This is a genomic window from Parasphingorhabdus sp., assembly GCF_039977335.1.
Taxonomy (GTDB): domain Bacteria; phylum Pseudomonadota; class Alphaproteobacteria; order Sphingomonadales; family Sphingomonadaceae; genus Parasphingorhabdus.
This window is the reverse complement of record NZ_JBDWDI010000004.1, coordinates 286328-308357: the sequence shown is the minus strand read 5'-3', so window position 1 is coordinate 308357 and position 22030 is coordinate 286328. Positions and strand designations below refer to the sequence as shown.

At 50.1% G+C, this 22030-nt stretch carries 17 protein-coding genes; 9 read left to right on the top strand and 8 right to left on the bottom strand.

Annotated features, from left to right (window positions below; all coding sequences use genetic code 11):
- Window positions 1-87: 87 nt before the first annotated feature.
- Window positions 88-2190, bottom strand: coding sequence for a M13 family metallopeptidase (locus ABJM21_RS08715; RefSeq protein WP_348301527.1), 2103 nt, complete (start codon window positions 2188-2190; stop codon window positions 88-90).
- A gap of 566 nt (window positions 2191-2756) precedes the next feature.
- Between ABJM21_RS08715 and secG the strand changes: the two genes are divergently transcribed.
- From secG to ABJM21_RS08700, 3 genes are all read left to right on the top strand, one after another.
- Window positions 2757-3164, top strand: a complete 408-nt coding sequence (gene secG, locus ABJM21_RS08710) for a preprotein translocase subunit SecG (RefSeq protein ID WP_348301528.1) — start codon at window positions 2757-2759, stop codon at window positions 3162-3164.
- A 118-nt stretch (window positions 3165-3282) separates the two neighbouring features.
- Window positions 3283-4914 carry a CTP synthase gene (locus tag ABJM21_RS08705; RefSeq protein ID WP_348301529.1) on the top strand — a complete coding sequence of 544 codons (1632 nt, stop codon included), beginning with the start codon at window positions 3283-3285 and terminating at the stop codon, window positions 4912-4914.
- A gap of 106 nt (window positions 4915-5020) precedes the next feature.
- On the top strand, window positions 5021-5707 hold the full coding sequence (locus tag ABJM21_RS08700; RefSeq protein WP_348301530.1) for a Crp/Fnr family transcriptional regulator: 687 nt from the start codon (window positions 5021-5023) through the stop codon (window positions 5705-5707).
- A gap of 169 nt (window positions 5708-5876) precedes the next feature.
- Here ABJM21_RS08700 and ABJM21_RS08695 read toward each other — a convergent pair whose 3' ends face one another.
- Window positions 5877-6356 carry an Hsp20 family protein gene (locus tag ABJM21_RS08695; RefSeq protein ID WP_348301695.1) on the bottom strand — a complete coding sequence of 160 codons (480 nt, stop codon included), beginning with the start codon at window positions 6354-6356 and terminating at the stop codon, window positions 5877-5879.
- Between the two features lie 477 nt (window positions 6357-6833).
- Between ABJM21_RS08695 and ABJM21_RS08690 the strand changes: the two genes are divergently transcribed.
- The 5 genes from ABJM21_RS08690 to ABJM21_RS08670 all read left to right on the top strand — a co-directional run bounded on the left by ABJM21_RS08690 (window position 6834) and on the right by ABJM21_RS08670 (window position 14591).
- Window positions 6834-8084 (top strand): lipoprotein-releasing ABC transporter permease subunit, encoded by a 1251-nt coding sequence (locus ABJM21_RS08690; RefSeq protein ID WP_348301531.1) that lies wholly within the window; start codon window positions 6834-6836, stop codon window positions 8082-8084.
- A complete protein-coding gene (locus ABJM21_RS08685; protein ID WP_348301532.1) occupies window positions 8077-8760 on the top strand; it encodes an ABC transporter ATP-binding protein in 684 nt (227 codons plus the stop codon). The genes ABJM21_RS08690 and ABJM21_RS08685 overlap by 8 nt, the downstream gene beginning before the upstream one ends.
- Before the next feature lie 99 nt (window positions 8761-8859).
- A complete protein-coding gene (locus tag ABJM21_RS08680) occupies window positions 8860-9333 on the top strand; it encodes a glutathione peroxidase (RefSeq protein WP_348301533.1) in 474 nt (157 codons plus the stop codon).
- Between the two features lie 95 nt (window positions 9334-9428).
- Window positions 9429-12938 (top strand): DNA polymerase III subunit alpha, encoded by a 3510-nt coding sequence (dnaE, locus tag ABJM21_RS08675; RefSeq protein WP_348301534.1) that lies wholly within the window; start codon window positions 9429-9431, stop codon window positions 12936-12938.
- 45 nt (window positions 12939-12983) lie between these two features.
- Window positions 12984-14591, top strand: coding sequence for a long-chain fatty acid--CoA ligase (locus ABJM21_RS08670; RefSeq protein WP_348301535.1), 1608 nt, complete (start codon window positions 12984-12986; stop codon window positions 14589-14591).
- Window positions 14592-14874: 283 nt separating this feature from the next.
- Here the strand turns inward: ABJM21_RS08670 and ABJM21_RS08665 are convergent, their stop codons facing one another.
- The 4 genes from ABJM21_RS08665 to ABJM21_RS08650 all read right to left on the bottom strand — a co-directional run bounded on the left by ABJM21_RS08665 (window position 14875) and on the right by ABJM21_RS08650 (window position 19100).
- Window positions 14875-16095 (bottom strand): sterol desaturase family protein, encoded by a 1221-nt coding sequence (locus tag ABJM21_RS08665; protein WP_348301536.1) that lies wholly within the window; start codon window positions 16093-16095, stop codon window positions 14875-14877.
- A 127-nt stretch (window positions 16096-16222) separates the two neighbouring features.
- On the bottom strand, window positions 16223-16831 hold the full coding sequence (locus ABJM21_RS08660; RefSeq protein ID WP_348301537.1) for a TetR/AcrR family transcriptional regulator: 609 nt from the start codon (window positions 16829-16831) through the stop codon (window positions 16223-16225).
- A 344-nt stretch (window positions 16832-17175) separates the two neighbouring features.
- Window positions 17176-18306, bottom strand: a complete 1131-nt coding sequence (locus ABJM21_RS08655; RefSeq protein WP_348301538.1) for an aminotransferase class V-fold PLP-dependent enzyme — start codon at window positions 18304-18306, stop codon at window positions 17176-17178.
- Window positions 18303-19100, bottom strand: a complete 798-nt coding sequence (locus ABJM21_RS08650; RefSeq protein ID WP_348301539.1) for a tryptophan 2,3-dioxygenase — start codon at window positions 19098-19100, stop codon at window positions 18303-18305. Before ABJM21_RS08650 ends, ABJM21_RS08655 begins: the two co-directional genes overlap by 4 nt.
- Window positions 19101-19331: 231 nt before the next feature.
- Here ABJM21_RS08650 and ABJM21_RS08645 point away from each other — a divergent pair, with 231 nt between their 5' ends.
- A complete protein-coding gene (locus ABJM21_RS08645; RefSeq protein WP_348301540.1) occupies window positions 19332-20336 on the top strand; it encodes a prolyl oligopeptidase family serine peptidase in 1005 nt (334 codons plus the stop codon).
- Between the two features lie 4 nt (window positions 20337-20340).
- On the opposite strand, the gene ABJM21_RS08640 is transcribed toward ABJM21_RS08645, so the two are convergent.
- Together ABJM21_RS08640 and moaB are read right to left on the bottom strand one after the other, a co-directional pair.
- Window positions 20341-21438, bottom strand: a complete 1098-nt coding sequence (locus ABJM21_RS08640; protein ID WP_348301541.1) for a PA0069 family radical SAM protein — start codon at window positions 21436-21438, stop codon at window positions 20341-20343.
- 39 nt (window positions 21439-21477) lie between these two features.
- A complete protein-coding gene (moaB, locus tag ABJM21_RS08635) occupies window positions 21478-22005 on the bottom strand; it encodes a molybdenum cofactor biosynthesis protein B (protein ID WP_348301542.1) in 528 nt (175 codons plus the stop codon).
- Window positions 22006-22030 lie beyond the last annotated feature (25 nt).

Sequence of the window (22030 nt, the reverse complement as noted above, 5' to 3'; positions counted from 1 at the left end):
AGATCAGGTTCATCTATCCTCAAAATCATTGATTTCGGATCTATAGACTTACGTCTTGGATCAGATCTTTGGGAAACCGATGGTTTTTCACCAGAAACGAACACGCTGCTCAGGCGCCAGATAGAGCTTATGATCAGGACCAACGCCGAAGGCTTTGTACCAGCTATCCATATTACGCACGACTCCGTTAACGCGATAGGGGTGTGGTGAATGAAAGCTGCGTACTAGCTCTTCGCGCAGTCCTTTTTCGCTATAAACTGCGCGATGGGCCTGTGCCCAGCCCATGAAGAAGCGCTGATAACCAGTATAGCCATCACGTGTTGTGCTGAGTGAGAGCTTTTGTTCCTTTGCAAAAATCTCATAAGCACGCAGGGCGATGGATAGGCCTATTAGGTCTCCCATATTTTCACCCACGGTCTGCGCGCCATTTATCGGCGTGTCGGGCAGGGGTTTAAATTCGCTATATTGGTCGGAGAGCGCTTTTACGCGTTTTGCATATTCTGCCCGTGTAGCATCACTCCACCATTGCCGGGCCTTTCCTTTGGCATCGAAGCCAGAGCCTTGGTCATCAAAGCCGTGCCCCATTTCATGTCCAATGATGGCACCAATGGCACCGAAATTGACTGCTGGATCAGCGTCAGGGTTGAAAAACGGTGGTTGTAGAATGCCGGCAGGAAAAGTGATCCGGTTGAGTTGCGGACTGAACGAGGCATCGACGGTTTGTGCATTCATCCACCATTTGCCTGAGGGATAAGGACCACCCAGTAACGCGCGCTCGTGCTGCCAGTTCTGCTCCAATATGCGTTTATAATTGCCGACCGGATCATCGGCGCGAATGACAAGGCCATCGCGGTTTCTCCAGGCACCGGGATATCCCACTGCCAGTTCCATTGTAGAGATTTTGGTCAAAGCTTCGCGCCGGGTGGGTTCATCCATCCAGCTTGCTTCACTTAGTTTTTCAACGAAGGCAGACCGAAGATAGCCCACCAGTTCTTCCATTTTCGCCCGATAATTCTCGGGAAAATGACGCTGCGCATATATTTGTCCGATTTGTTGCCCAAGCTGCCGATTGGCATATCGCACCGCTCTTTTGTCGAGCGGTGTAGGGGATTCAATACCGCGTAATTGGGTTCCATAAAATGCAAACCATTCTTCGGTGACCGTTGTTGGCAATAGGTCCTTGTGCGTTTTGATCCAATGATAACTCAGATAATCGCGCCATGTGTCAACAGGTATTTCACGGAATAATTTGGCGATTGATTGGATGGCGGTATCGGTACCGATGTTGATAGTTGGTGTATCATTGACACCGCGAGCGGTCATGAAAACAGTCCATGGGAACCCGGGAGCAAAACTCTCCAGCGCGGATCGCGGCATGACGTTGATATTGGCTGTGCGCTGGCGAAGCTTTTCTTGATCCCAGCTGCGTTCAGCAAGTGCGATTTCGAGCGCCACAACGGCCTCCGCTCGCTTGCGTGCTTGCGCAAACCCCGCAATCTTCAACATCTTCTCGATATGACCGATATAGGCTGTGCGGTGCGCCGGATAAGGTGCTTCATCGCTTACATAATGGGTTTTGGTTGGCAGGCCGAGCATACCCTGACTAAACTCAATCTGATCCAGATAAATTATATGACGAGACGGATTTTCTGGATCGAGCCAAGACGTGATTCCAGAAATCGAATGCGCGCGCGGATCTGCCATCCAGCGCGCTATATCTTCATGATTTTTAGCGGATTGTATAGCGTCAAGGTCGGCTTGTATCGGTTTTAGACCCTTTGCATCCATCGCTGAGGTGTCGATGAAAGCACGGTATAAATCACCAACGCGTTGCAGCGGTGAATTGTCTAGCGAAGATGCGGTAATCGCATCATCAATGATGGTTTGAGTATACGCATTAGTGTCGGCTGCAAGCGCGTTAAACTCGCTCCAAGATGCGCGACCAGCGGGGCGTTTGATCGTGTCCAACCAGCTTCCATTCACATGGCGGAAGAAATCATCTCCAGGCTTTGTGGCGGGATCGATATTTTGAAGGCCTATGCCCCATGAGCCAAAGGCTGTTTTTTGCTGCTTGCTGTACTGATTTTCTGAGGCCTCAGAGTCATTTGGTGACGCTGATGCAATTGCCCCGTTGGGATAGGCGAGGCCGGTCAGGGCAGAGGAAAATAAGAGAGCAGAAATCATTTTCATGGAAGAGAGCCTTTACGATAGGAGGGTCGGCGATGGTTTCGGCGGATACCAATCGAAGATAGAATGTAAATGATCCATCTGGACTTAATCGATGAAGGGCGCAGGATTGTCGATAAACTACATATGTAGTCGATGCTCAAAATATCAATGTGATCTTTCCTACAACCGTCGCTTGGTCTAGAATTATTGTTCGTATGTTGGACGAGGGAAATTGATTTTGAAAAATGGCTCAATCGGTTGGAAGTCCATCTAATTGCTCAATCTTTCGCGTGCGCAAGAGGGGTGAGAATTGTGTGAACTTTGGAATAATGTTCAAGCCGTGATGGATGCCGAAAAGACTATGTGCATGTTGTAAACTTCGTCCGCTATCGTCAAATTTATCAAAGCAGATAATTCTGTCCTACAGGATAGGCTTTCTAGCATGAATAGTTATCGGCGTTGGGTCTGCATGGTTCGATCCAGCGATTGGCGGCGTGTGGCAGACAAGCTGTTTCACCGCTTGAACTCGTGCCGCCCAATCGCTATGTGCGCTGCTCACAGTTAAACCATTACGTTCGGACCTAGTTATGTTTCTATTTCTCACCGTTGTTCAGGCGATTGTCGCAGCCGCTCTTGTTGGCGTTATTTTGATGCAGCGGTCAGAAGGCGGTGGATTGGGAGTTGGTGGAAGTCCATCCGGCATGATGTCTGCGCGCGGTGCTGCAGACTTGCTTACACGGACAACCACAGTGCTGGCTGTTCTATTTGTGGTTTTGTCGATTTCTTTGGCCTTTTTGGCCGCTTCCGAAGGACAGCCATCGACGATTGATCAGACTTTAGAGCGCGATACCAGCATTCCTGTGGCACCTGCTGCACCAGCCGATGCTGTGCCGTTGGTTGGTGATGATCCACTGGCTGCTGCTGCGGCTCAGGCTGATGGAGCAACCGAAGAAGCGCCAGCGGCTGCTGACGGAGCGGTTCCACTCGATCAGTAATATTTTATGGTGGCGCCTGGCGACCACGTAAAATTTAGTACCGATTGAAAATAAATTTCGCTTTTTCGGATTCGCACGCTTGCCATTTCGGCCCGACACGCCTTAAGCCTTTCCTCCCATGGCGCGATATATTTTTATTACCGGCGGTGTGGTCTCCTCACTTGGCAAAGGTCTCATGGCAGCGAGCCTCGGCGCGCTTCTTCAAGCACGTGGATATTCGGTACGAATCCGCAAGTTGGATCCCTATCTGAACGTCGACCCGGGTACGATGTCCCCTTATCAGCATGGTGAAGTCTATGTGACCGACGATGGTGCGGAAACGGATCTGGACCTCGGCCATTATGAACGGTTTACCGGCGTTCCATCGCTACAATCCGACAATGTGACCTCGGGGCGAATCTATCAATCGATCATCACCAAGGAGCGCCGCGGCGACTATCTCGGCGCTACAGTACAGGTAATTCCGCATGTGACCGACGCTATTCAGGAATTTGCGCAGGATAAGCTCGATGGAATTGACTTCGTGCTCTGTGAAATTGGCGGCACGGTCGGCGATATTGAAAGCTTGCCGTTTATTGAAGCGATTCGGCAACTGCGCAACAAGGTAGGCCGCGCCAACGCGATTTCGGTTCATGTGACGCTAGTGCCCTATATTGCGGCCGCCGGCGAGTTGAAGACGAAACCGACCCAGCATAGCGTGCGGGAATTGACGTCACTGGGAATTCAGCCGGATATATTGCTCTGTCGCTGCGAACATGATTTGCCGGACGGTGAGCGCGCCAAAATCGCACAATTCTGCAACGTGCGTAAGGAAGCCGTTATCCCAGCACTTGATGCTAGCAGTATTTACAATGTTCCCCTGCAATATCACGAGCAGGGTCTTGATAGGGAAGTCTTGAACGCATTCGGCATTATTAACGCACCCGAGCCAGATCTGACCCGTTGGAACGATGTGATGGAGCGGATCGAGAACCCCGAAGGCGAAGTGATTGTTGGTGTCGTCGGGAAATATGTTGGCCTGCAGGATGCGTACAAATCTCTTCAAGAAGCCCTTTTCCATGGCGGCCTCGCGAATCGCGTAAAAGTTCAAGTGCGCTGGCTCGATGCAGAGCTTTTTGAAGATGAAAGTGATCTTGCCGCTAATTTGGAGCCATTACACGCCATTTTGGTGCCAGGCGGATTCGGAGAACGGGGCAGTGAAGGCAAAATTGGTTCTGTGCGTTTCGCACGGGAACATGATGTCCCATTTTTCGGCATTTGTCTAGGCATGCAAATGGCCTGTGTCGAAGCGGCGCGAAACCAAGCAGGAATCGGTGCAGCCTCAACAACTGAATTTGGTGAAACTGCGGAACCCATTGTTGGACTGATAACCGAGTGGATGACCGAAGAAGGTTTGCAAAAACGCGAGTCGGGTGGTGATTTGGGCGGAACCATGCGGCTTGGCGCCTATGAAGCGCGCTTACAACAGGGGGCTAAAGTCAGCGAGATCTACGGTTCCGACGTGATTAGCGAGCGGCATCGCCACCGCTATGAAGTTAATAAAGGCTATGTGGAACAGCTTGAACAAACTGGCCTTATATTCTCAGGCATGTCGCCCGATGGCGAGCTTCCAGAGATTGTCGAACGTCCCGACCATAGCTGGTTTGTTGGCGTACAATATCACCCCGAATTAAAGAGCAAACCCTTTGATCCGCATCCCCTTTTTGCTTCTTTTATCGCTGCTGCGGTAAAACAAAGCCGACTTGTCTAATTTATCCAATCCTTTTTACACCAAGTGACTATTGTCACATCCAAGCAACGAAAACTGGTTATCAATCAGTTAACAGATGCAAGTGATTTGGGATGGGACTAAACTAGTGAAAGCCGACGAACTTGCAGGCATATTGGCTGAGCATAGTCTGTTCGCGGATTGTGACGAGGCGGAATTAGCAGATTTGATATTGCGCGGGCATTTCGTGCAATATGAAAAAGGGGATGATTTGATCATGCAGGGCGATCCTGGAAACTCATTACTGATATTATTATCGGGCAATGCGCGGACCAGTCTGATCGCCAGCAATGGCCATGAAATCGTCCTGGATTATGCCGAGCCCGGTCAGGTTTTGGGTGAGATAGCATTGCTTGATGGTGGCGAGAGAACGGCCAGTGTGACGGCGATTGAACTGACTACAGCACTAACGATTACACGCGCTGCTTTTGAAGAAATTTTGAAAAAGCATAAAAATATGGCATTACGGTTACTTAAGGTCATGGCAAACCGCATTCGGACGGCCAATACGATGATCGAGGGAGACCGGGCCTATACATCAGGGCCCCGGTTAGCGCGCTACCTATTGAGATTGTCAGTGGTTGGCGCAGAAGAGGGGCGTTTAAAACTGGATTTAAGTCAAAGCGAGCTTGGCAATTTTGCCGGGATGTCGCGGGAACATATTAATCGGCAACTTTCAACCTGGTCAGAAGATGGCATCGTTTCGGTTGAAAGCGGGAAAGTGCGGATATTGAATCACGCCACTCTTTCCAACATTGCCAATGCAGATTCTTGAATGAAGTTGGCCATTTGCGACCCGGGCTAATTTCGTCAAGAGTGACACCACGCGGGTGTCAGGGGTAGTCGGATCCTCATCCGGCTGCCCCATTTTTTTGCTCTAAACGCAGACGCAAAAAAGGCAGCCAAAATATTTGGCTGCCTTCTGTAAAAGTTGGTGCTTAGGCTTAAGCAGCCTTATCGCTGGACTCGTCAGATTTGTGATCAATCTTGGTCACGTTATCGCCAGCATTAATGGCTATTTTCTGGGGTTTCATCGCATCCGGAATTTCCCGCACCAGATCGATTGCAAGCAGGCCATCGCTTAACACGGCATTGTCCACTCGAACAAAGTCGGCAAGCTCGAAGCGACGTTCAAAATTGCGGTTCGCGATTCCCATATGCAGGAATTGCTTTCCTTCATTTTCGTCAGAACCTTTATTGCCGGCTACAAGCAGCAGGTTCTGCTGTGCAGTGATTTCAATTTCATCATCTTTGAAACCAGCGACAGCAAGTGTGATCCGATAATGGTCTTCACCGCTGCGCTCTATGTTAAATGGGGGGTAATTTTCAGATTGCTGAGCACGAGCATTATTCTCAAGCAAATCAAAAAGCCGGTCAAAACCAACGGTTGAGCGGCGGTAGGGGGTAAAATCAAAACGATTCATATCTTTATCCTCAAATGAGCAATTAAAATGTGGACCCATAAAGGCGCCCGGTTTTGTATGGCGAAATCCAAAATGGCATCTCGCTAAACCAAGATATTATCATATTTCGTGATTTCAAGAGGCTATATATGCCGGGGAAAATTCCAAAAACAAAAACGCCCGGAGCCATTTCTGACTCCGGGCGAAAATGGTGACGATAATATCGTCCCCCTGTTTTCCTGTCTTATTCAACGCCGTTTGTCCCCCAACATCCGACGGAACCAGAAAGGATCCCTGAACCATGACCTTTATGTGGTAATTGATTCTGCCACTATCTGTGATCGCGCTGGCCGCTATTGTCATGCAAATTTTCACAAATATGCAATATTGGTTCAGGCTTGTGTCATAATAGCCACAGCATTTTAGCCAGCATCACTCTTGCCTGCGCCGCTTCGCGACCGTAAAGCCACAATAGTTTTTCAGGAAGATCAAACTCCTATGCTTCTATCCCGTTATGAATGGGTCATCGCAAAACGTTACCTTCTGCCTGGAAAGGGCGAGGGTTTTATTTTTCTCGTGGCAAGCATCAGTCTTGTAGCGGTTATGCTTGGCGTGGCCGCCCTTATCGTTGTTATGAGTGTGATGAACGGTTTTCGCGCCGAATTATTCGACAAAATCGTGGGTTTAAACGGTCATGCCGTGATTCAAGGCTATGGCGGACGGCTTCCCGACTGGCGCGATTTGCTTGATGATGTCAGAGAGACTGAAGGCGTCGTATCAGCTTCTCCCCTTATAGAGCAACCATTGCTCACGACCTTCAACGGACGTGTAGAAGCCATTTTGGTGCGTGGGATGCTTGTGCCTGATATTCTGGACAATGAGACGCTAAAAGGGAAAACGGTCGCAGGCGATCTGGCACGGTTGGAACCTGAAGCAGGACGTGTCGGTATTGGAAGCCGATTGGCTACAACTCTAGGTGCCCAGCTTGGTAGTCAGATAACAGTGATTAATCCTCAAGGAAGGACCACACCTTTTGGCACTGTACCGCGAGAAATATCCTATGAGGTAGCCGCGATATTTGAGGTCGGCGTTTATGATTATGACAAGGCCTTTGTTATAATGCCGATGAAAGACGCACAGACTTTGATGCTGTTGGGTGATCAAATTGGCATGATTGAGATTAAAACCAACAATGCTGACAATGTCGCGGAAATTCTTTCACCAATATATCCTAAAGTGGCAGACCGCGCAGTGATTACCGACTGGAAGTCTATGAACGCTTCTCTGTTTGAGACGCTGCAAATTGAACGCGTGGTGATGTTTGTTATTTTATCTATCATCATTTTGGTGGCGGTGTTTAATATCTTGTCATCGCTGATCATGCTGGTCCGCGCAAAAACCAGAGACATTGCAATCTTGCGAACAATGGGCGCATCGCGCGCCTCGTTGACGAGAATATTTGTGACCGTGGGAACATCAATTGGCGCGCTTGGAATAGCGGCAGGGATAATATTGGGATTGATCGCTATATATTTTCGGCAAAATGTAATAAATTTTGTCCAGATGATCACGGGTCAAAATCTTTGGGATCCATCAATACGCTTTTTAACAGAGTTACCAGCTAGAACAGATCCAATGGAGGTGTTTGGTATAGCGATGCTTGCACTGTTGTTTAGCTTCCTAGCAACTCTATATCCCGCCTATAAGGCGGCTAGCACTGATCCTGTGCAGGTACTCCGCTATGAATGATATGGGTAATAAGGTTGTTGAACTTCGCAGCGTAAAGCGTAGCTTTAAGCAAGGTGACGTGCAGATTGACGTACTGAAAGGCGTAGATCTGGATATTCGATCTAATGAAATCGTCGCGCTGCTGGGTCCATCGGGTTCGGGAAAATCAACCTTGCTGCAAGCCGTTGGTTTACTTGAAGGCGGGTTTGAAGGATCCATAAAGCTCGATGGTGAAGAAACGGCGCAAATGTCGGCGAGCGGACATACCCGAATTCGCCGGGAATTGTTGGGCTTCGTGTATCAATTCCATCATTTGCTGCCTGATTTTTCAGCGGAAGAAAATGTGGTGATGCCGCAGCTTATTGCTGGGACATCGCAAACAGAGGCAGACGAGCGAGCAGAATCTCTGCTTTGCAGTTTAGGGCTTGGCGAGCGATTAGATCACAAGCCCAGCAAATTGTCGGGAGGTGAGCAACAGCGCGTTGCCGTTGCGCGAGCCCTAGCAAATGCACCGAAACTGGTGCTGGCCGATGAGCCAACAGGAAATCTTGACGAAACGACGGCGGATATTGTGCTGGCTGAGCTTATGTCTTTGGTTCGCGAAGAGGGTAGTGCTGCACTAATCGCAACCCATAATGAGCGTTTGGCCGCCAAGATGGACCGCGTCGTCCGACTGCATGACGGATTATTAAGCTAGTGTTTTCAAAATGAAGCGAGATAGGCTTTGACATTTAGCAGGCGACTATCAATCTGATGCTCATCATCGGGGAAAAATTGCAAAGAACGGGGTGCATCTATGCAAATTACAGAATTTGAAATTAAGCAGGCAGATGGTTCGATGTCGGACCTTTCCAAATATAAGGGCAAGGTTTTGCTCATCGTAAACACAGCATCAAAATGCGGGTTCACGCCGCAATATGAGGGGTTAGAGAAACTTCACAAAGAATATGCTGACAAGGGCTTGGAAATATTAGCCTTTCCATGCAATCAATTTGGCCATCAGGAACCCGGTGACGCAGAAGAAATCAAGAATTTCTGTACATTAAACTATGATGTCAGTTTTCCGTTGATGGGAAAAATTGACGTTAACGGCAAGGATGCCGATCCCTTGTGGGATCATCTGAAGTCTGAAAAATCTGGTCTGTTGGGATCGCGAATCAAATGGAATTTCACCAAATTTCTTGTCGATCGTGATGGAGCGGTTGTGGCTCGACACGGACCAGCGGTGAAACCGGAGCAGTTAAAGAGCGAGATCGAAGCGCTCCTTTAGCAAAATTCTCAACTAGTTGTGGAAAACTGGTCGATAGGTCGCACTCATGTGATCTGGCCGTGGTCAAAACTTTTGGTTCGCGCTAGAGTTTGATCATGTCTCGGATTCCCTTCGTTCATTTGCGCTCTTTTTCCGCCTACACCATTTTGGACGGCGCGATGGAGCCAAAGGCGATTGGCGCTGCGGCCAAAGAACGTGGCTTTCCGGCGATCGCACTGACCGACCGCATTGGTCTATTTGCTTCGATGGCATTTGATGATGGCTGCCGCGCCAATGGCGTTCAACCGATCACCGGCTGTTTCCTGAGAGTTGCCCGTCCTGGTAGCACTGAAAGCGGTAAGCCGGTGCTCGACTGGATCGCGCTATATGCCCAGGACGAACATGGATATCAAAATCTCTGCCGGCTAGTATCAGCCTCTCATCTGGAGCGCCCGGCGGAACAGGATGCTCATATCCGGCTAGAAATGCTCGAGCAGCACAATGCCGGCCTTTTGGCGCTGACTGGCGGCGGTGAGGGCGCAGTCACCCGATTGCTTGCGGAAGAGCAGCAGTCGGAGGCGGAAGCTTATCTGTCGCTGCTGCAGCAATATTTCCCTGATCGTCTATATATCGAGCTGTCCCGCCGCGATGATCCCATTGAAATGGCCGCTGAAGCTGGTCTGATTACATTGGCCATGAACCGCAATATTCCGCTGGTCGCCACTAATCCCAGTTGTTTTGCCGAGCCAGATTTCCATGAGGCGCATGATGCGATGAAATGCATCGCCAGTTCTGCCTATGTTGAAAATGACGACCGCGACAAGCCATCTCCGCATCTATGGATAAAAAGCGATATGGTCATGGAGGATCTATTCTCTGACCTGCCGGAAGCACTTGAAAACACGTTAGTTATCGCAAAACGGTGCGCCTATTCACCGCCGCGCCGCGATCCGATTTTGCCAAGTTTGGCTGGCGATCTGGCCGGTGAGGCTGAACAGTTACGCCGTGATGCAACAGTAGGCCTAGAAGACCGTCTTGCCCATGTTGGCGGCATTGAAGGAGCGGAGCGTCAGGAATATTTTGACCGGCTTGATTTTGAAATCGACGTTATCGTCAATATGGGGTTTCCGGGCTATTTTCTGATCGTTGCTGACTTTATCAAATGGGCAAAGGATCAGGATATACCGGTGGGGCCGGGACGCGGCTCTGGTGCCGGTTCGGTTGTTGCCTGGGCCCTGACGATTACCGATCTCGATCCGATCAAATTGGGTCTGTTGTTTGAACGATTCCTCAACCCGGAACGTGTGTCGATGCCGGACTTTGATATCGATTTCTGCGAAACCCGCCGCGGCGAGGTGATCCGCTATGTGCAGGAGAAATATGGTACCGGGCAGGTCGCTCAGATCATTACTTTCGGTAAACTGAAGGCACGGGCAGTTTTGCGTGACGTTGGCCGCGTTTTGCAAATGCCATATGGTCAAGTGGATCGGTTGACCAAATTGGTGCCCAACCATCCGACGGATCCATGGGATTTGAAAAGAGCTCTTAATGGTATTTCTGAGCTGGCGCAGGACTATAAGCAGGCTGATGTAAAGCGCCTGTTTGATCTCGCAATGAAACTGGAGGGTCTTCCGCGGCACAGCTCTACTCATGCTGCTGGTGTGGTTATTGGTGATCGACCGCTTGATCAATTGGTGCCGCTATATCGTGATCCGCGGTCGGATTTGCCGGTCACTCAATTCGATATGAAATTCGTTGAACAAGCCGGTTTAGTGAAGTTCGATTTTTTGGGTTTGAAGACGCTCTCTGTCTTGAAGAAGGCAGTCGAACTGCTCGCTGAACGCAATATCGACGTGGATCTGTCGACTTTGGCTTGGGATGATCCCAAAGTGTTCGAGTTGCTGCAACGCGGCGATACTGTTGGTGTGTTTCAGCTCGAATCCGAAGGGATGCGACGGACGCTGGCGGCGGTGAAACCCACTAATTTTGGCGATATTATCGCACTTGTATCGCTTTATCGCCCCGGCCCGATGGATAATATTCCATTGTTTGGCGACCGCAAGAACGGGCGAGCGGAATTGGCTTATCCCCATCCGTTGCTCGAGGACATCCTGAAAGAGACTTACGGAATCATTGTCTATCAGGAACAGGTGATGCAAGCAGCGCAAGTCATTGCCGGCTATTCGCTGGGCGAAGCGGATATGTTGCGTCGCGCGATGGGTAAGAAAATTCAGTCAGAAATGGATAAGCAGCGCAGCATTTTTGTTGAAGGTGCCGCCAAAAATGACGTTGAAAGTCAGAAGGCCAATGAGCTATTCGACTTGATCGATAAATTTGCCGGTTATGGTTTCAACAAGAGTCACGCCGCAGCTTATGCTTTACTGGCCTATCAGACGGCTTGGCTCAAGGCGCATTATCCAAATGAATTTTATGCCGCATCCATGTGCTTTGATATGCATCAGAGTGACAAGCTCAGCATCTTTGTCGATGATATGAAGCGCCTTGGCGTGACGATATTACCTCCATCGATCAATAAAAGTCGGCCATCGTTTGCGGTCGAAGAGCAGGAAGGCTCTTTACTTGCTGTACGCTATGCTTTGGCAGGGCTGAAAAATGTTGGCGAGAAGGCGATGCAATCGCTGGCCGCTGAACGTGCTGCAGCTGGACCGTTCCAATCCATGGATGACTTTGCAAACCGTGTCGATCCATCAGGGATGAACAAAAGGCAGATTGAAAGCCTTGCCGCCGCAGGGGCATTTGACGAAATGGAACCCAATCGCGCGGCCGTTTACGAAGGGGCGGACATGTTGCTATCCGTCGCCAATAGCGCGGCAGAAGCACGAACCAGCGGGCAGGGCGGGTTGTTTGGTGAAGGCGGTAGCGGTGATATGCAGGCGATCCGCTTGCCAGCGAACAGCAATTGGAACCTGAGCGAAATCATGTTGCGTGAGCGAGATGCCTACGGCTTTTACTTTGCATCCCATCCGGTAACCCAGTTTCAAGCTGTTACGTCTTCTCATGGGGCGATGACCTATGCAGCCTTATGTGAAGAGGGGCCCATCGCTGAAGGACAACGTAAGCCAGCTGTGATGGCGGCTCTGATCGAGGGTGTGCGCTGGCGCGAGAGCAAGCGTGGCAAACGGTTTGTGCTTGTGGATTTGTCGGATAGCAGCGGCCAATTTTCTGGTAGCTGCTTTGAGGAAGAGCAATGCGAGCTGTTGGCGGAAATGGCCAAGGAAGGTAGCTGCGCTCTGCTCAATGTTGAACTCGATCAACGCTCCGACGATGAAAGCCCGCGTGTTGCTATTCGCCGGGCACAAGCCATGGATGGGCTGGAAAAAACTACACGTACCCGGATGGAGCTTGATGTGCTTAATCTGGATGGGTTGCAGGAACTGAAGAATTTCCTAGGACCCCTGACTGGCGGGAAGAGCGAGCTTATTGCTGCTGTGCCAAGCTTTGACGGCGAAGTCGCTCATATCTGCCTCGGCCGATCTTTTCAGCTGGACGCGCAAGTGGCTGAAACACTCGGTCATATTACTGGACTGCAGAATATTCGCTTGGGGCCAGCTACTGGATCTCGGCCCGTTCGTCATCGCCGACCCAATTTAAGGCTTGTAAGCTGAGCCGTTTCAGTCAAAAAACAGCCAAATAATTATCGGGAGAGACTAATGGCTGGAGCTATGCAGGGCAGTGCGCTCAAAATCACCAATTTGATAGATCATGCGGCGCGGGAACATACCACGCGAGAGATTGTTAGTTATTGGGCCGATGGCTCGCTCACCCGCAGCAATTGGGGTGAAATTGGGCAGGATGCGCGAAAGTTCTCGCAAGCACTGCAACGGCTTGGCATGAAAAAGGGCGACCGGATCGCAACGATAGCGATGAACCATGCTCATCATTTGATCAGCTGGTACGGCTCTGCAGGCATTGGCGGTATTCTCCACACGGTTAACCCGCGCCTGTTTGAAGAGCAGTTGGTCTATATCATCAACCACGCCGAAGACCGGGTCTTGCTGTTCGACAAGATGTTTACGCCGATTATTGAAATGCTGAAGCCGCAACTGAAAACTGTTGAACATTACATCCAGTTTGACGGAGAGAAGGGCGATTATCCGACTTTCCGCGAGCTGGTTGATGCGGAAGACGGTAATTTTGATTGGGTCGATGTGGATGAAAATGATCCGTGCGGTCTTTGTTATACCAGCGGCACCACCGGCAATCCCAAGGGTGTTCTTTATGAACACCGCTCGAATGTCTTGCATGCTCTGACCGAGGTGCAGCCAGATATCATGGATTTGGCCACCCGATCGGTAATGTTGCCGGTTGTTCCCATGTTCCACGCCAATGCTTGGGGGTTGCCTTTTGCATGTGCGGCAGTTGGGGCGAAAATGGTATTCTCGGCCAGCAACGAAGCGCCGGTCTTGTGGAAACTCATCCGTGAAGAAGGCGTGACCCATAGTGCAGGCGTACCAACGGTCTGGCTTTCTATGTTTGCCGATATGGACGCTAATGGCGGTGACTATGGCGCGTTGCAGGTGATTACCATTGGCGGCTCGGCCTGTCCGCGTTCGATGATCGAGCGGTTGATGAAAAACGGTATGCGGGTTGCCCATGCCTGGGGCATGACGGAGACCTCTCCGATTGGGACCGCTGGCTCACTTCCTGCCAATTGGGATGACCTCAGTTTCGATGAGCAGGTAGATGTTATCTGTAAACAGGGACGGCCACCTTTTGGCGTTGAGCTGCGCGTTGTGGACGATAAGGGTAATATTCTGCCGCGCGATGGAGAATCCAGTGGGACGCTTGAAATAAAGGGCCCTTGGATCATTCAGCGCTACTACCGAGCTGATGAAGATGCGGTCGAAGATGATCTTTGGTTCGACACCGGCGATGTTGCCGTGCTCCATCCTGACGGTACGATGCAAATCACGGATCGTGCCAAAGACGTCATCAAATCAGGCGGCGAGTGGATCAGCTCGATCGAACTGGAAAATGCGGCTGTGGGCTGTCCAGGTGTAGCGGAGGCTGCCGCTGTTGGCGTCTATCATCCGAAATGGGATGAGCGCCCCTTGCTGTTGGTGGTCAAGAAACCCGACGCGGATGTGAGCCAAGAAGATGTCCTTGCTTATCTGGCTGATAAGGTAGCCAAATGGTGGTTGCCTGATGAAGTGAAATTCATCGATGAATTACCCCATACGGCGACCGGCAAGATCCTGAAACGAGCACTTCGTGATGAGTATAAAGGCTATAAGCTGAAGAGCCTTACTGACGCCTAAATTCGGGCATCAATTTATTCGAAAAGACATGGCTGGCCGTCGGACATGCGATGATCAGCTCAAGCCGTGCCGTCTGGTGATTCGTTCATATTGGAGGGGCGTTTCATAAAGATTATACGCTTTCGACACTGAATCGACCTGAAAAAATCGACCGATTGTCAGCAAAAAATGTGATGGGCGTGGATTCAAGTTTCAAAGAGCCACCATGAGATGTGGCATGATTGCGGGTGTGTAGGAAAGGAGTTTTTTCTTACGATCGCGTCATCCTGAAAGTGAACGCTTTTCATTCTCGTACAGACGACTTGAGAGTTGCCATAGTGGATCCATTGTTCGGACGGCTGTCAGTAGTTTCGCTGGTCCGGGAGCCAAACACCTTTTGGTCTGGCAAAAACGGTGCGATAAGCAACCCTGCCATAGTCATCGGATAGTTAGGCGCTGTGCCAATTCCGATCTGATCATGCGGACGCTCGCCTTTCACCTTATGGAAAGTGCCAAATAATATATCCCAGACAATAAACTCGCCGCCATAGTTGGAATCGCCTACTTCCTTGTTGGGATAGTGGTGATAGCGGTGATTGTCGCCAATCGAGAAGATATATTCCCAAAAGCCCAGTTTCAGATCGATATTGCTGTGCTGGAATATACCGATGCTCAGCTGCATGAGAATGGACACCATGATGATCTCGGCTGAGGGCTGCAGCAGGGCATAAGGGATCGCAAAGAGGATCGCCTGTCCGGCCACCTCTATCGGGTGACTGCGGATACCGTTGAGCCAGTATAAGCGTTTTACGGAATGATGTGCTGCGTGAAACCGCCACAAAAATGGCACTTCATGCATTGCGCGATGCAGCCAATAGCGGAAGAAATCCTTGACCAGAATGAACAGGAAAACCTGTACAACACCGGGCAGATATGATGGCCAGAGGCCATGGCCCAATGGCTCCAATATTTCAACCAGGCTCACGATGAAGAGCACCTGCATCAGATATTTGGCAAAGCCATTCCAAAAGGCGCCGGAGACAAACATCATGAGATCGACCGAGGTGTCATTGCCACCTTCCAGCCAGTTTCTGCTGAATGGCATTAATCGCTCCAGCGGTGCGACATAAAGACCGATGACTACGGGCACGAGTGCCAGCGTCAATATCGAGTCAAACGTCACCTTGTTGCCTGCCAGGTAAAATCCGAAAACGAGCGAAAATAGCAGCGTGGCCGGGAAGATCACATGCTGCAGAACGCGCCGGAGCAACGTCCCCTCGAGCTTGTACGAAAGCCCGTCAAAATGCCGCAGCGCCCAGTTCATCGGCCTTACAATTACATAAGATCCAAATGCCTCAACAATATTGAGCGGCATCCCCACCCATTTTTCCAGCAGACGCGCTGTTCGCGCACGCGGCGGCAAGGATCGGTTTTGATATCGTTTCTCTTTGGATAATTCCTCCGCAAACTCCGATCTCTGCATTTCCCCTGAGGGCATTTCGGAAGCTGATTTTAACGCCGTCATGAACATCTCTCAATCTTCAGATTTTGCTGAAGTCAGTTATATAATGAACATGTTCATTATTCAAGCGCCGATGCAATGTCAATATTGCATATGGAAGTTCGGGAGAGTGATACCGTTTATTATCCGCTCAACGCTTGTCGATCATCACCATGATGGAATCGATCATTTCGTCAGCCATTTTTTTCGGCGGGTCAAAGGCAATGGTTTCGATATTATTCGGTAGGGCAAGCGCGCCATGCAACGCTGCCCAAAGCAATTGAGCCAGCGTCTTTGCATTACCATCAATAATGACGCCGCTTTTCTGACCTTCTAAAATCGCTGCCTGAAGATGTTGAAAAAATGGTTCTTCTTCCAATGCTATCGCATCCGGCTTCGGCCTTGTTTCAGGGCGCACATAAAGGAAGGCCCCTCGAAATACTCTTTCTTTGTCCCGGGCAAAATCTGCATATTCTTGCAACAGAGCCCGTATTCTGGCGACGGGATCATCAGTTTTTCTGACAATGTCCAACATTTGCCCACGTAATGCTTCAACAGGTTCTTGCCAAAGGGAACGGCCAAGATCTGAAATATCAGCAAAATATTTATAGATCGTCCCAACCGATACACCCGCCTGCTTGGCAACAGCCCGAATGGTGATGCTTTCTGGATTACCCCGCCGCACCAACGTAGCCGCAGCCGCCCGAATACGTTCGCGTGTCTCAAGGCGCTGCTCTGGGGTAATGGCAGGTCTTGGCATCAAAACTCCTCTTAACTTTTGATATCATGGGCTGGTTTCTGTTGTATAGCATCCAGCATAGTGAGCAGCCATTCGATGGCAAATTCAAGTTAACATCAACAGCCGCCGCTTAGTAAATTGATCATGTTCATTATTTTGCGTTTGATCCATCAGCTATACAATATTTTGATCTACCCTAACAGGGCCTCGACACTCCGGGCTATGCGAAGTTTCTGGAGGTAGGCGAAGCAGGTTAATGATGCCCAGAGCACAACTACTCCAAATGAAAGTAATCCCTTAGAATATGCTTATGCTCGTGATGCAAATCGGACAATGTATGAATTTAGGCATGTAGCGCCCAAAGCCTACGCTGACATATATATTCGCCGAATCATCCCGACCAAATGTTCAACATCATCTGCGTCATGATAGATTGCAAAACCGATCCGCAGAACGTCGCCGCGGACATCTGTCACGATATGGTGGTCTGTCAAAGCGGCATGCATCAACGATGCGTTCTTGCCCCTATATGCAAGAAATCGAGCATGTAGATTCCCATCAAGTGGGTTGAGCAATTCCATTTCTGGTAGCGGGTTTCGCTCGATAAAATAGCTTTGCAATGCTGAAACATGCTCGGAGATAACACTAGTTGATAGGCCTTCCTCCGACAACATCGTTTGAACCGCATTGAATCGATAAAGGCCTGACGGATCAAATGTGCTGCCCAAAAACCTTCGGCCATCCGGGGCATAGCCGATTTCTCCGGGAGGAAGAGCCAGGTCATCAAATGCAGCGTACCAGCCGGTTATAGTCGGTCTTGGTGCATATCCGGGTGATGCGTGGAGGAAGCAAACACCTTCTCCTGCCATCGCATATTTATATCCGCCAGACATGTAGAAGATATCATCAGCGAAGGCTGACAGATCGGTTTCTAGCGCCATGAACCCGTGATAACCGTCGATCACCACCCACGGCCCTTCTGGACGTGCAAGTTTCGCCAGCTGGTCAATGTCGTCCAAGACTGTACCGGAGTTAAACAAGACATGGCTTGCGAAAATTAGATCATGACCACCGGCCAGCGCTTTTTCCACTAAGCTATCAGCGGCGACTGGCTCGACGATCACATCACCATTTTCTGCCCAGCGATCCATCTGTCGGCAGAAGCTGTGAAATTCACCATCAGTTGTAAGAACGCGAACCGGACGGGTCGGAATGGCGGACAGAATACGGACAAGGAAATCATGCGTATTTGGTGCAAAGGCGATAGTCTGCGGGTTGGGCAGGTTGAGTTCGGCTGCTACATGGGCTTGTGCCTCTGCCCAAACCGGCCCCATTATCTTTTCCCACTTATGATCAGCTAATTCCATGGCGTCATTACAAGTTGCCATATGGCCGTCATAAGCGGCATTGGGCCAAAGGTGATGGCTATGAGCCGCAAAATGCAAGCGCGTGGGATCGGCATTCAGGGCCTTGGAAAAGAAGGGCTTCCAATTCATAATGCGGTGCGCAGCGACCAGAGTTCCGGAAAAGCGCGCTTGGGCAGGGTGGATTGCAGATAGGATACGCCAGCGGTTCCTCCGGTTCCCATTTTGCCGCCAATGATCCGCTCCACGGTCAAAACATGCTTGTGCCGCCAGGTCGCCATCGCGTCATCGAGATCGACCAGTTTTTCGGCGAGCTGATAGAGCTCCCAATAGCGTTCGGTGTCGCGATATACTTCAAGGAACGCCGCTTCGACTTCAGGCGAGGCAACGTGGGACTGGCTGAAATCACGTTCGAGAATAGCGGATGGGATTGCAAAGCCTGCCCTTGCGAGCGCGGCAATGGCATGATCCCACAGACTGGGTTGGTCTAACGCGGTCTGCATGGCGGCCTGTGCTTCGGGCCGGTCATCTTGATATTTCAGAAAAGCCTTGTCCTTCAGGCCCAGCAAATATTCGACCGTGCGGAATTGATCCGATTGAAAGCCGGAACTGGCGCCCAATACATGGCGGAAGCGGCTATAGTCACTGGGCGTCATGGTGGAAAGCACATCCCAGCTTAAGGTCATCACGGCTTGAATCCGGCTGACCCGGGCCAGCGCCTTATAGGCTGGAACCAATGCATCATTGGCGATTTGCGATATGGCGAGATGCAGCTCCCGGATAATCTGTTTCAACCACAATTCTTTGGTTTGGTGAATGACGATGAACAGCATCTCGTCATCCAGATCTGACTGCGGATGCTGAGCGGAAAGAAGGGTGTCGAGGGTAAGATAGCTTGCGTAGGTGACATTCTGTTTTTTGGTCATGTGAGATGCTCATAGGTTTGTAGAATTATTTCGCGTTTGACTGCGAAAGCGTGAATTCATCTTCTACTCTAAATCGAAGCGCCTCAATGCAATTTTTTCACTTCAATCCAAGACGGCTCTATTCAGGTGCGGTTGCTGCATTTTAGCGATGAGTTGAGTTTCATTTTTATTGATAGGACGGAAGTGATATTTATAGTTATGGTATAACATAACTTATACGGGATTATGCTAGTGAGTTTAAATCGAATATTGACGGTAGTCTTTCTCACATTGATCCTTGCATTATCCGGCACACAGTCTGCCTATGCAGAGGATGGCGCCATAGTTTCCCGCGAAGCCTATGATTTTCCTTTCGCGACTTATGAAAAGTGGTTGGAGTTTTCCGATAGAGCTCCTGATCCAGCCTGGCACGCAGCTCAAATGAAGCAATTGGTTCCGCAGCAAGACTATGAACGATATGCCAGTAATCAGACAGTGCAAGCGGAGCGGATTGAGTATTTAAGCGATGGTTTGCGCATAAAATCTATTTTGGTTCGTCCTGCAAAAGTTATAAAGCCGCTTCCTATCATCTTGTTTGCTCATGGCGGTGTTGCGCAATGGGGCAAGATTACGTTTTTCGAGATTCTGGAATTCCATCGTTTAGCTGAACAAGGATATATTGTTGTCGCATCTACTTTTCGCGGCGAAGGCGGGAGTGAAGGTTGGCCCAATTTGGGGGTTGGTGATCGTGCCGATCTCATGAATCTGATAAAGATGGCACAGGGGTTGCCGGAAGCAGATGAAGAGAAAATTGGGCTGTGGGGTTTCTCCCGCGGCGCTGGCCTTGGCTATCGGGTTCTGGCTGTGACTGATATAATAGATGCAGCGTTTTTTATTGGCGCACGCACTGATCATTTGAATTCGAAGCGCCGCGCAGAGTTTGATGAATTTGTTTATCCAGACGTTGTTGATGCTTATGCAGCCGACAAGGATGCAGCCTTGAGACCGCTCTCGCCCCTATTTTGGCCAGAGAAACTATCAACAAAAACTCCTATCTATTTGCTGCATGGTACAGCTGATCAGCGTGTGGAAGCATGGAATTCCATTGCAATGGCGCGTAAGCTTGATGCTCTCAATCGGCCTTATGAGCTATTGCTGATCAATGGCGGATCGCACTACCTGATAGAGCACCAGCAAAGAGTTCGTCAGGAAATGGACCGTTGGTTTGCAAAGCACCTGAAATTGCAGGGCTCATAGAGTCTTAGAATAATTCCATCTGACTGCCTTTGACCACTGGGCGTCGGAAGAGGTCCGTGCGCAGTGCGAATTTGGCTTTGCCGAGGCCATGCTTGCGAGCTGCTATATCGACGCGGTGGTGCAGCAATTCTGCCCAAGGGCCTTGGCCTTTCATTCGGCTATGGAAATCGGGATCATTTTTCTTGCCGCTACGCAGTGATGCTATGATGCTCATGACCTTTTGCTTGCGATCTGGAAAATGGGCTTCGAGCCATTGTTCGAATAGAGGGGCAACCTCATGGGGCAGGCGTACGGGAATGATTGATACGCTTTGTGCGCCATGGTCTGCTGCGGCTTCTACAATTGCCTCTATCTCGTGATCGGTAATAGCAGGGATAACAGGGGCAATATTAACATGCACCGGGATATCAAGGGCCCGCAAATGGCTGACAGCAGATAGTCGTTTTATGGGCGAAGGCGCGCGTGGTTCAAGCAGACGCGCTGTGCGGGACTCCAAGGTCGTGACAGAGATGGCAACAGCAGTCAGGCCAAGCTCCGCCAGGGCTGCCAAAGTCTCGCTATCGTCAATCACTTTGTCAGATTTGGTGGTGATCCCGACCGGATGTCTGGTTTCCAACATCACTTCCAATATAGCGCGGGTGATACGATAACGCTTTTCAATTGGTTGATAGGGATCGGTATTCGTTCCTATTGCAATGGGCGCCGGCCGATATTTTGGTTTGGCCAATGTCTCTCGGAGCAATATTGCGGCATTGGGTTTGGCAAACAGCTTTGTTTCGAAATCGAGACCGGGCGACAGATCATGATAGGCATGGGTAGGGCGCGCATAGCAATAGACACATCCATGCTCGCATCCGCGATAGGCGTTTATCGAACGGTCAAAAGGAATGTCTGGAGATTTGTTGAAGCTCAATATGGATTTGGGAACTTCGGTCGTAACTTGGGTGCGCAGTTTTGTTGGGGCATCGCCTAATGCCTCACGATCATCCAGCCAGTCGCCATCGGCCTCGCGACTGGGTAAATTGAATCGATGACTTTCACTGTTTGTAACCGCGCCGCGCCCTTTCCGAGCGGGCAGAACCGGCCTTTCATTCTGTTCCATGCACCCGATATAGCATGAGAACAAAAAAAGAACAAACTTCTATTTTTCGAGTAATCTAGGCATTAGTTCGACAAAATTGCAGGGACGATGGCGGCTATCGAGTTGCGTATCCAATATCCCATTCCAGCCATCTTTGACTGCACCATTGGAGCCCGGTAGAGCGAATATATAAGTACCTCTGGAGACAACAGCGCAGGCGCGGGATTGGACGGTTGAGGTACCGATTTTTTCATAGCTTAACCAGCGAAACAGTTCACCAAAGCCCGGTATATCCTTGTCTTTGACAGCATCAAGCGCCTCTGGCGTAATATCACGCCCGGTAAGGCCGGTGCCGCCAGTGGTAATGATTGCATCAACGGCTTCTTCATCAATCCATTGATGCAATTGTGCGATAATTTTGGATTTCTCGTCGCGAATAAGGTTGCGATAGATCAGAGTGTGACCTTTGCCGGCGATACGGTCAGCCAATATGTCTCCAGAAGTGTCTTCCTTGAGAGAACGGGTGTCAGATACCGTCAAAAGAGCGATATTTATCGGCTTAAACGTCCGGCTTTCGTCTATAGGCATTGTTTTCTCCTATGATTTTTCGGCT

Bases quoted from the DNA above. Each gene is read 5' to 3' on its own strand.
- ABJM21_RS08715 (WP_348301527.1), bottom strand. From the start codon at position 2,190: ATGAAAATGATTTCTGCTCTCTTATTTTCCTCTGCCCTGACCGGCCTC.
- secG (WP_348301528.1), top strand. From the start codon at position 2,757: ATGTTTCTATTTCTCACCGTTGTTCAGGCGATTGTCGCAGCCGCTCTT.
- ABJM21_RS08705 (WP_348301529.1), top strand. From the start codon at position 3,283: ATGGCGCGATATATTTTTATTACCGGCGGTGTGGTCTCCTCACTTGGC.
- ABJM21_RS08695 (WP_348301695.1), bottom strand. From the start codon at position 6,356: ATGAATCGTTTTGATTTTACCCCCTACCGCCGCTCAACCGTTGGTTTT.
- ABJM21_RS08690 (WP_348301531.1), top strand. From the start codon at position 6,834: ATGCTTCTATCCCGTTATGAATGGGTCATCGCAAAACGTTACCTTCTG.
- ABJM21_RS08685 (WP_348301532.1), top strand. From the start codon at position 8,077: ATGAATGATATGGGTAATAAGGTTGTTGAACTTCGCAGCGTAAAGCGT.
- ABJM21_RS08680 (WP_348301533.1), top strand. From the start codon at position 8,860: ATGCAAATTACAGAATTTGAAATTAAGCAGGCAGATGGTTCGATGTCG.
- dnaE (WP_348301534.1), top strand. From the start codon at position 9,429: ATGTCTCGGATTCCCTTCGTTCATTTGCGCTCTTTTTCCGCCTACACC.
- ABJM21_RS08670 (WP_348301535.1), top strand. From the start codon at position 12,984: ATGGCTGGAGCTATGCAGGGCAGTGCGCTCAAAATCACCAATTTGATA.
- ABJM21_RS08665 (WP_348301536.1), bottom strand. From the start codon at position 16,095: ATGACGGCGTTAAAATCAGCTTCCGAAATGCCCTCAGGGGAAATGCAG.
- ABJM21_RS08660 (WP_348301537.1), bottom strand. From the start codon at position 16,831: ATGCCAAGACCTGCCATTACCCCAGAGCAGCGCCTTGAGACACGCGAA.
- ABJM21_RS08655 (WP_348301538.1), bottom strand. From the start codon at position 18,306: ATGAATTGGAAGCCCTTCTTTTCCAAGGCCCTGAATGCCGATCCCACG.
- ABJM21_RS08650 (WP_348301539.1), bottom strand. From the start codon at position 19,100: ATGACCAAAAAACAGAATGTCACCTACGCAAGCTATCTTACCCTCGAC.
- ABJM21_RS08640 (WP_348301541.1), bottom strand. From the start codon at position 21,438: ATGGAACAGAATGAAAGGCCGGTTCTGCCCGCTCGGAAAGGGCGCGGC.
- moaB (WP_348301542.1), bottom strand. From the start codon at position 22,005: ATGCCTATAGACGAAAGCCGGACGTTTAAGCCGATAAATATCGCTCTT.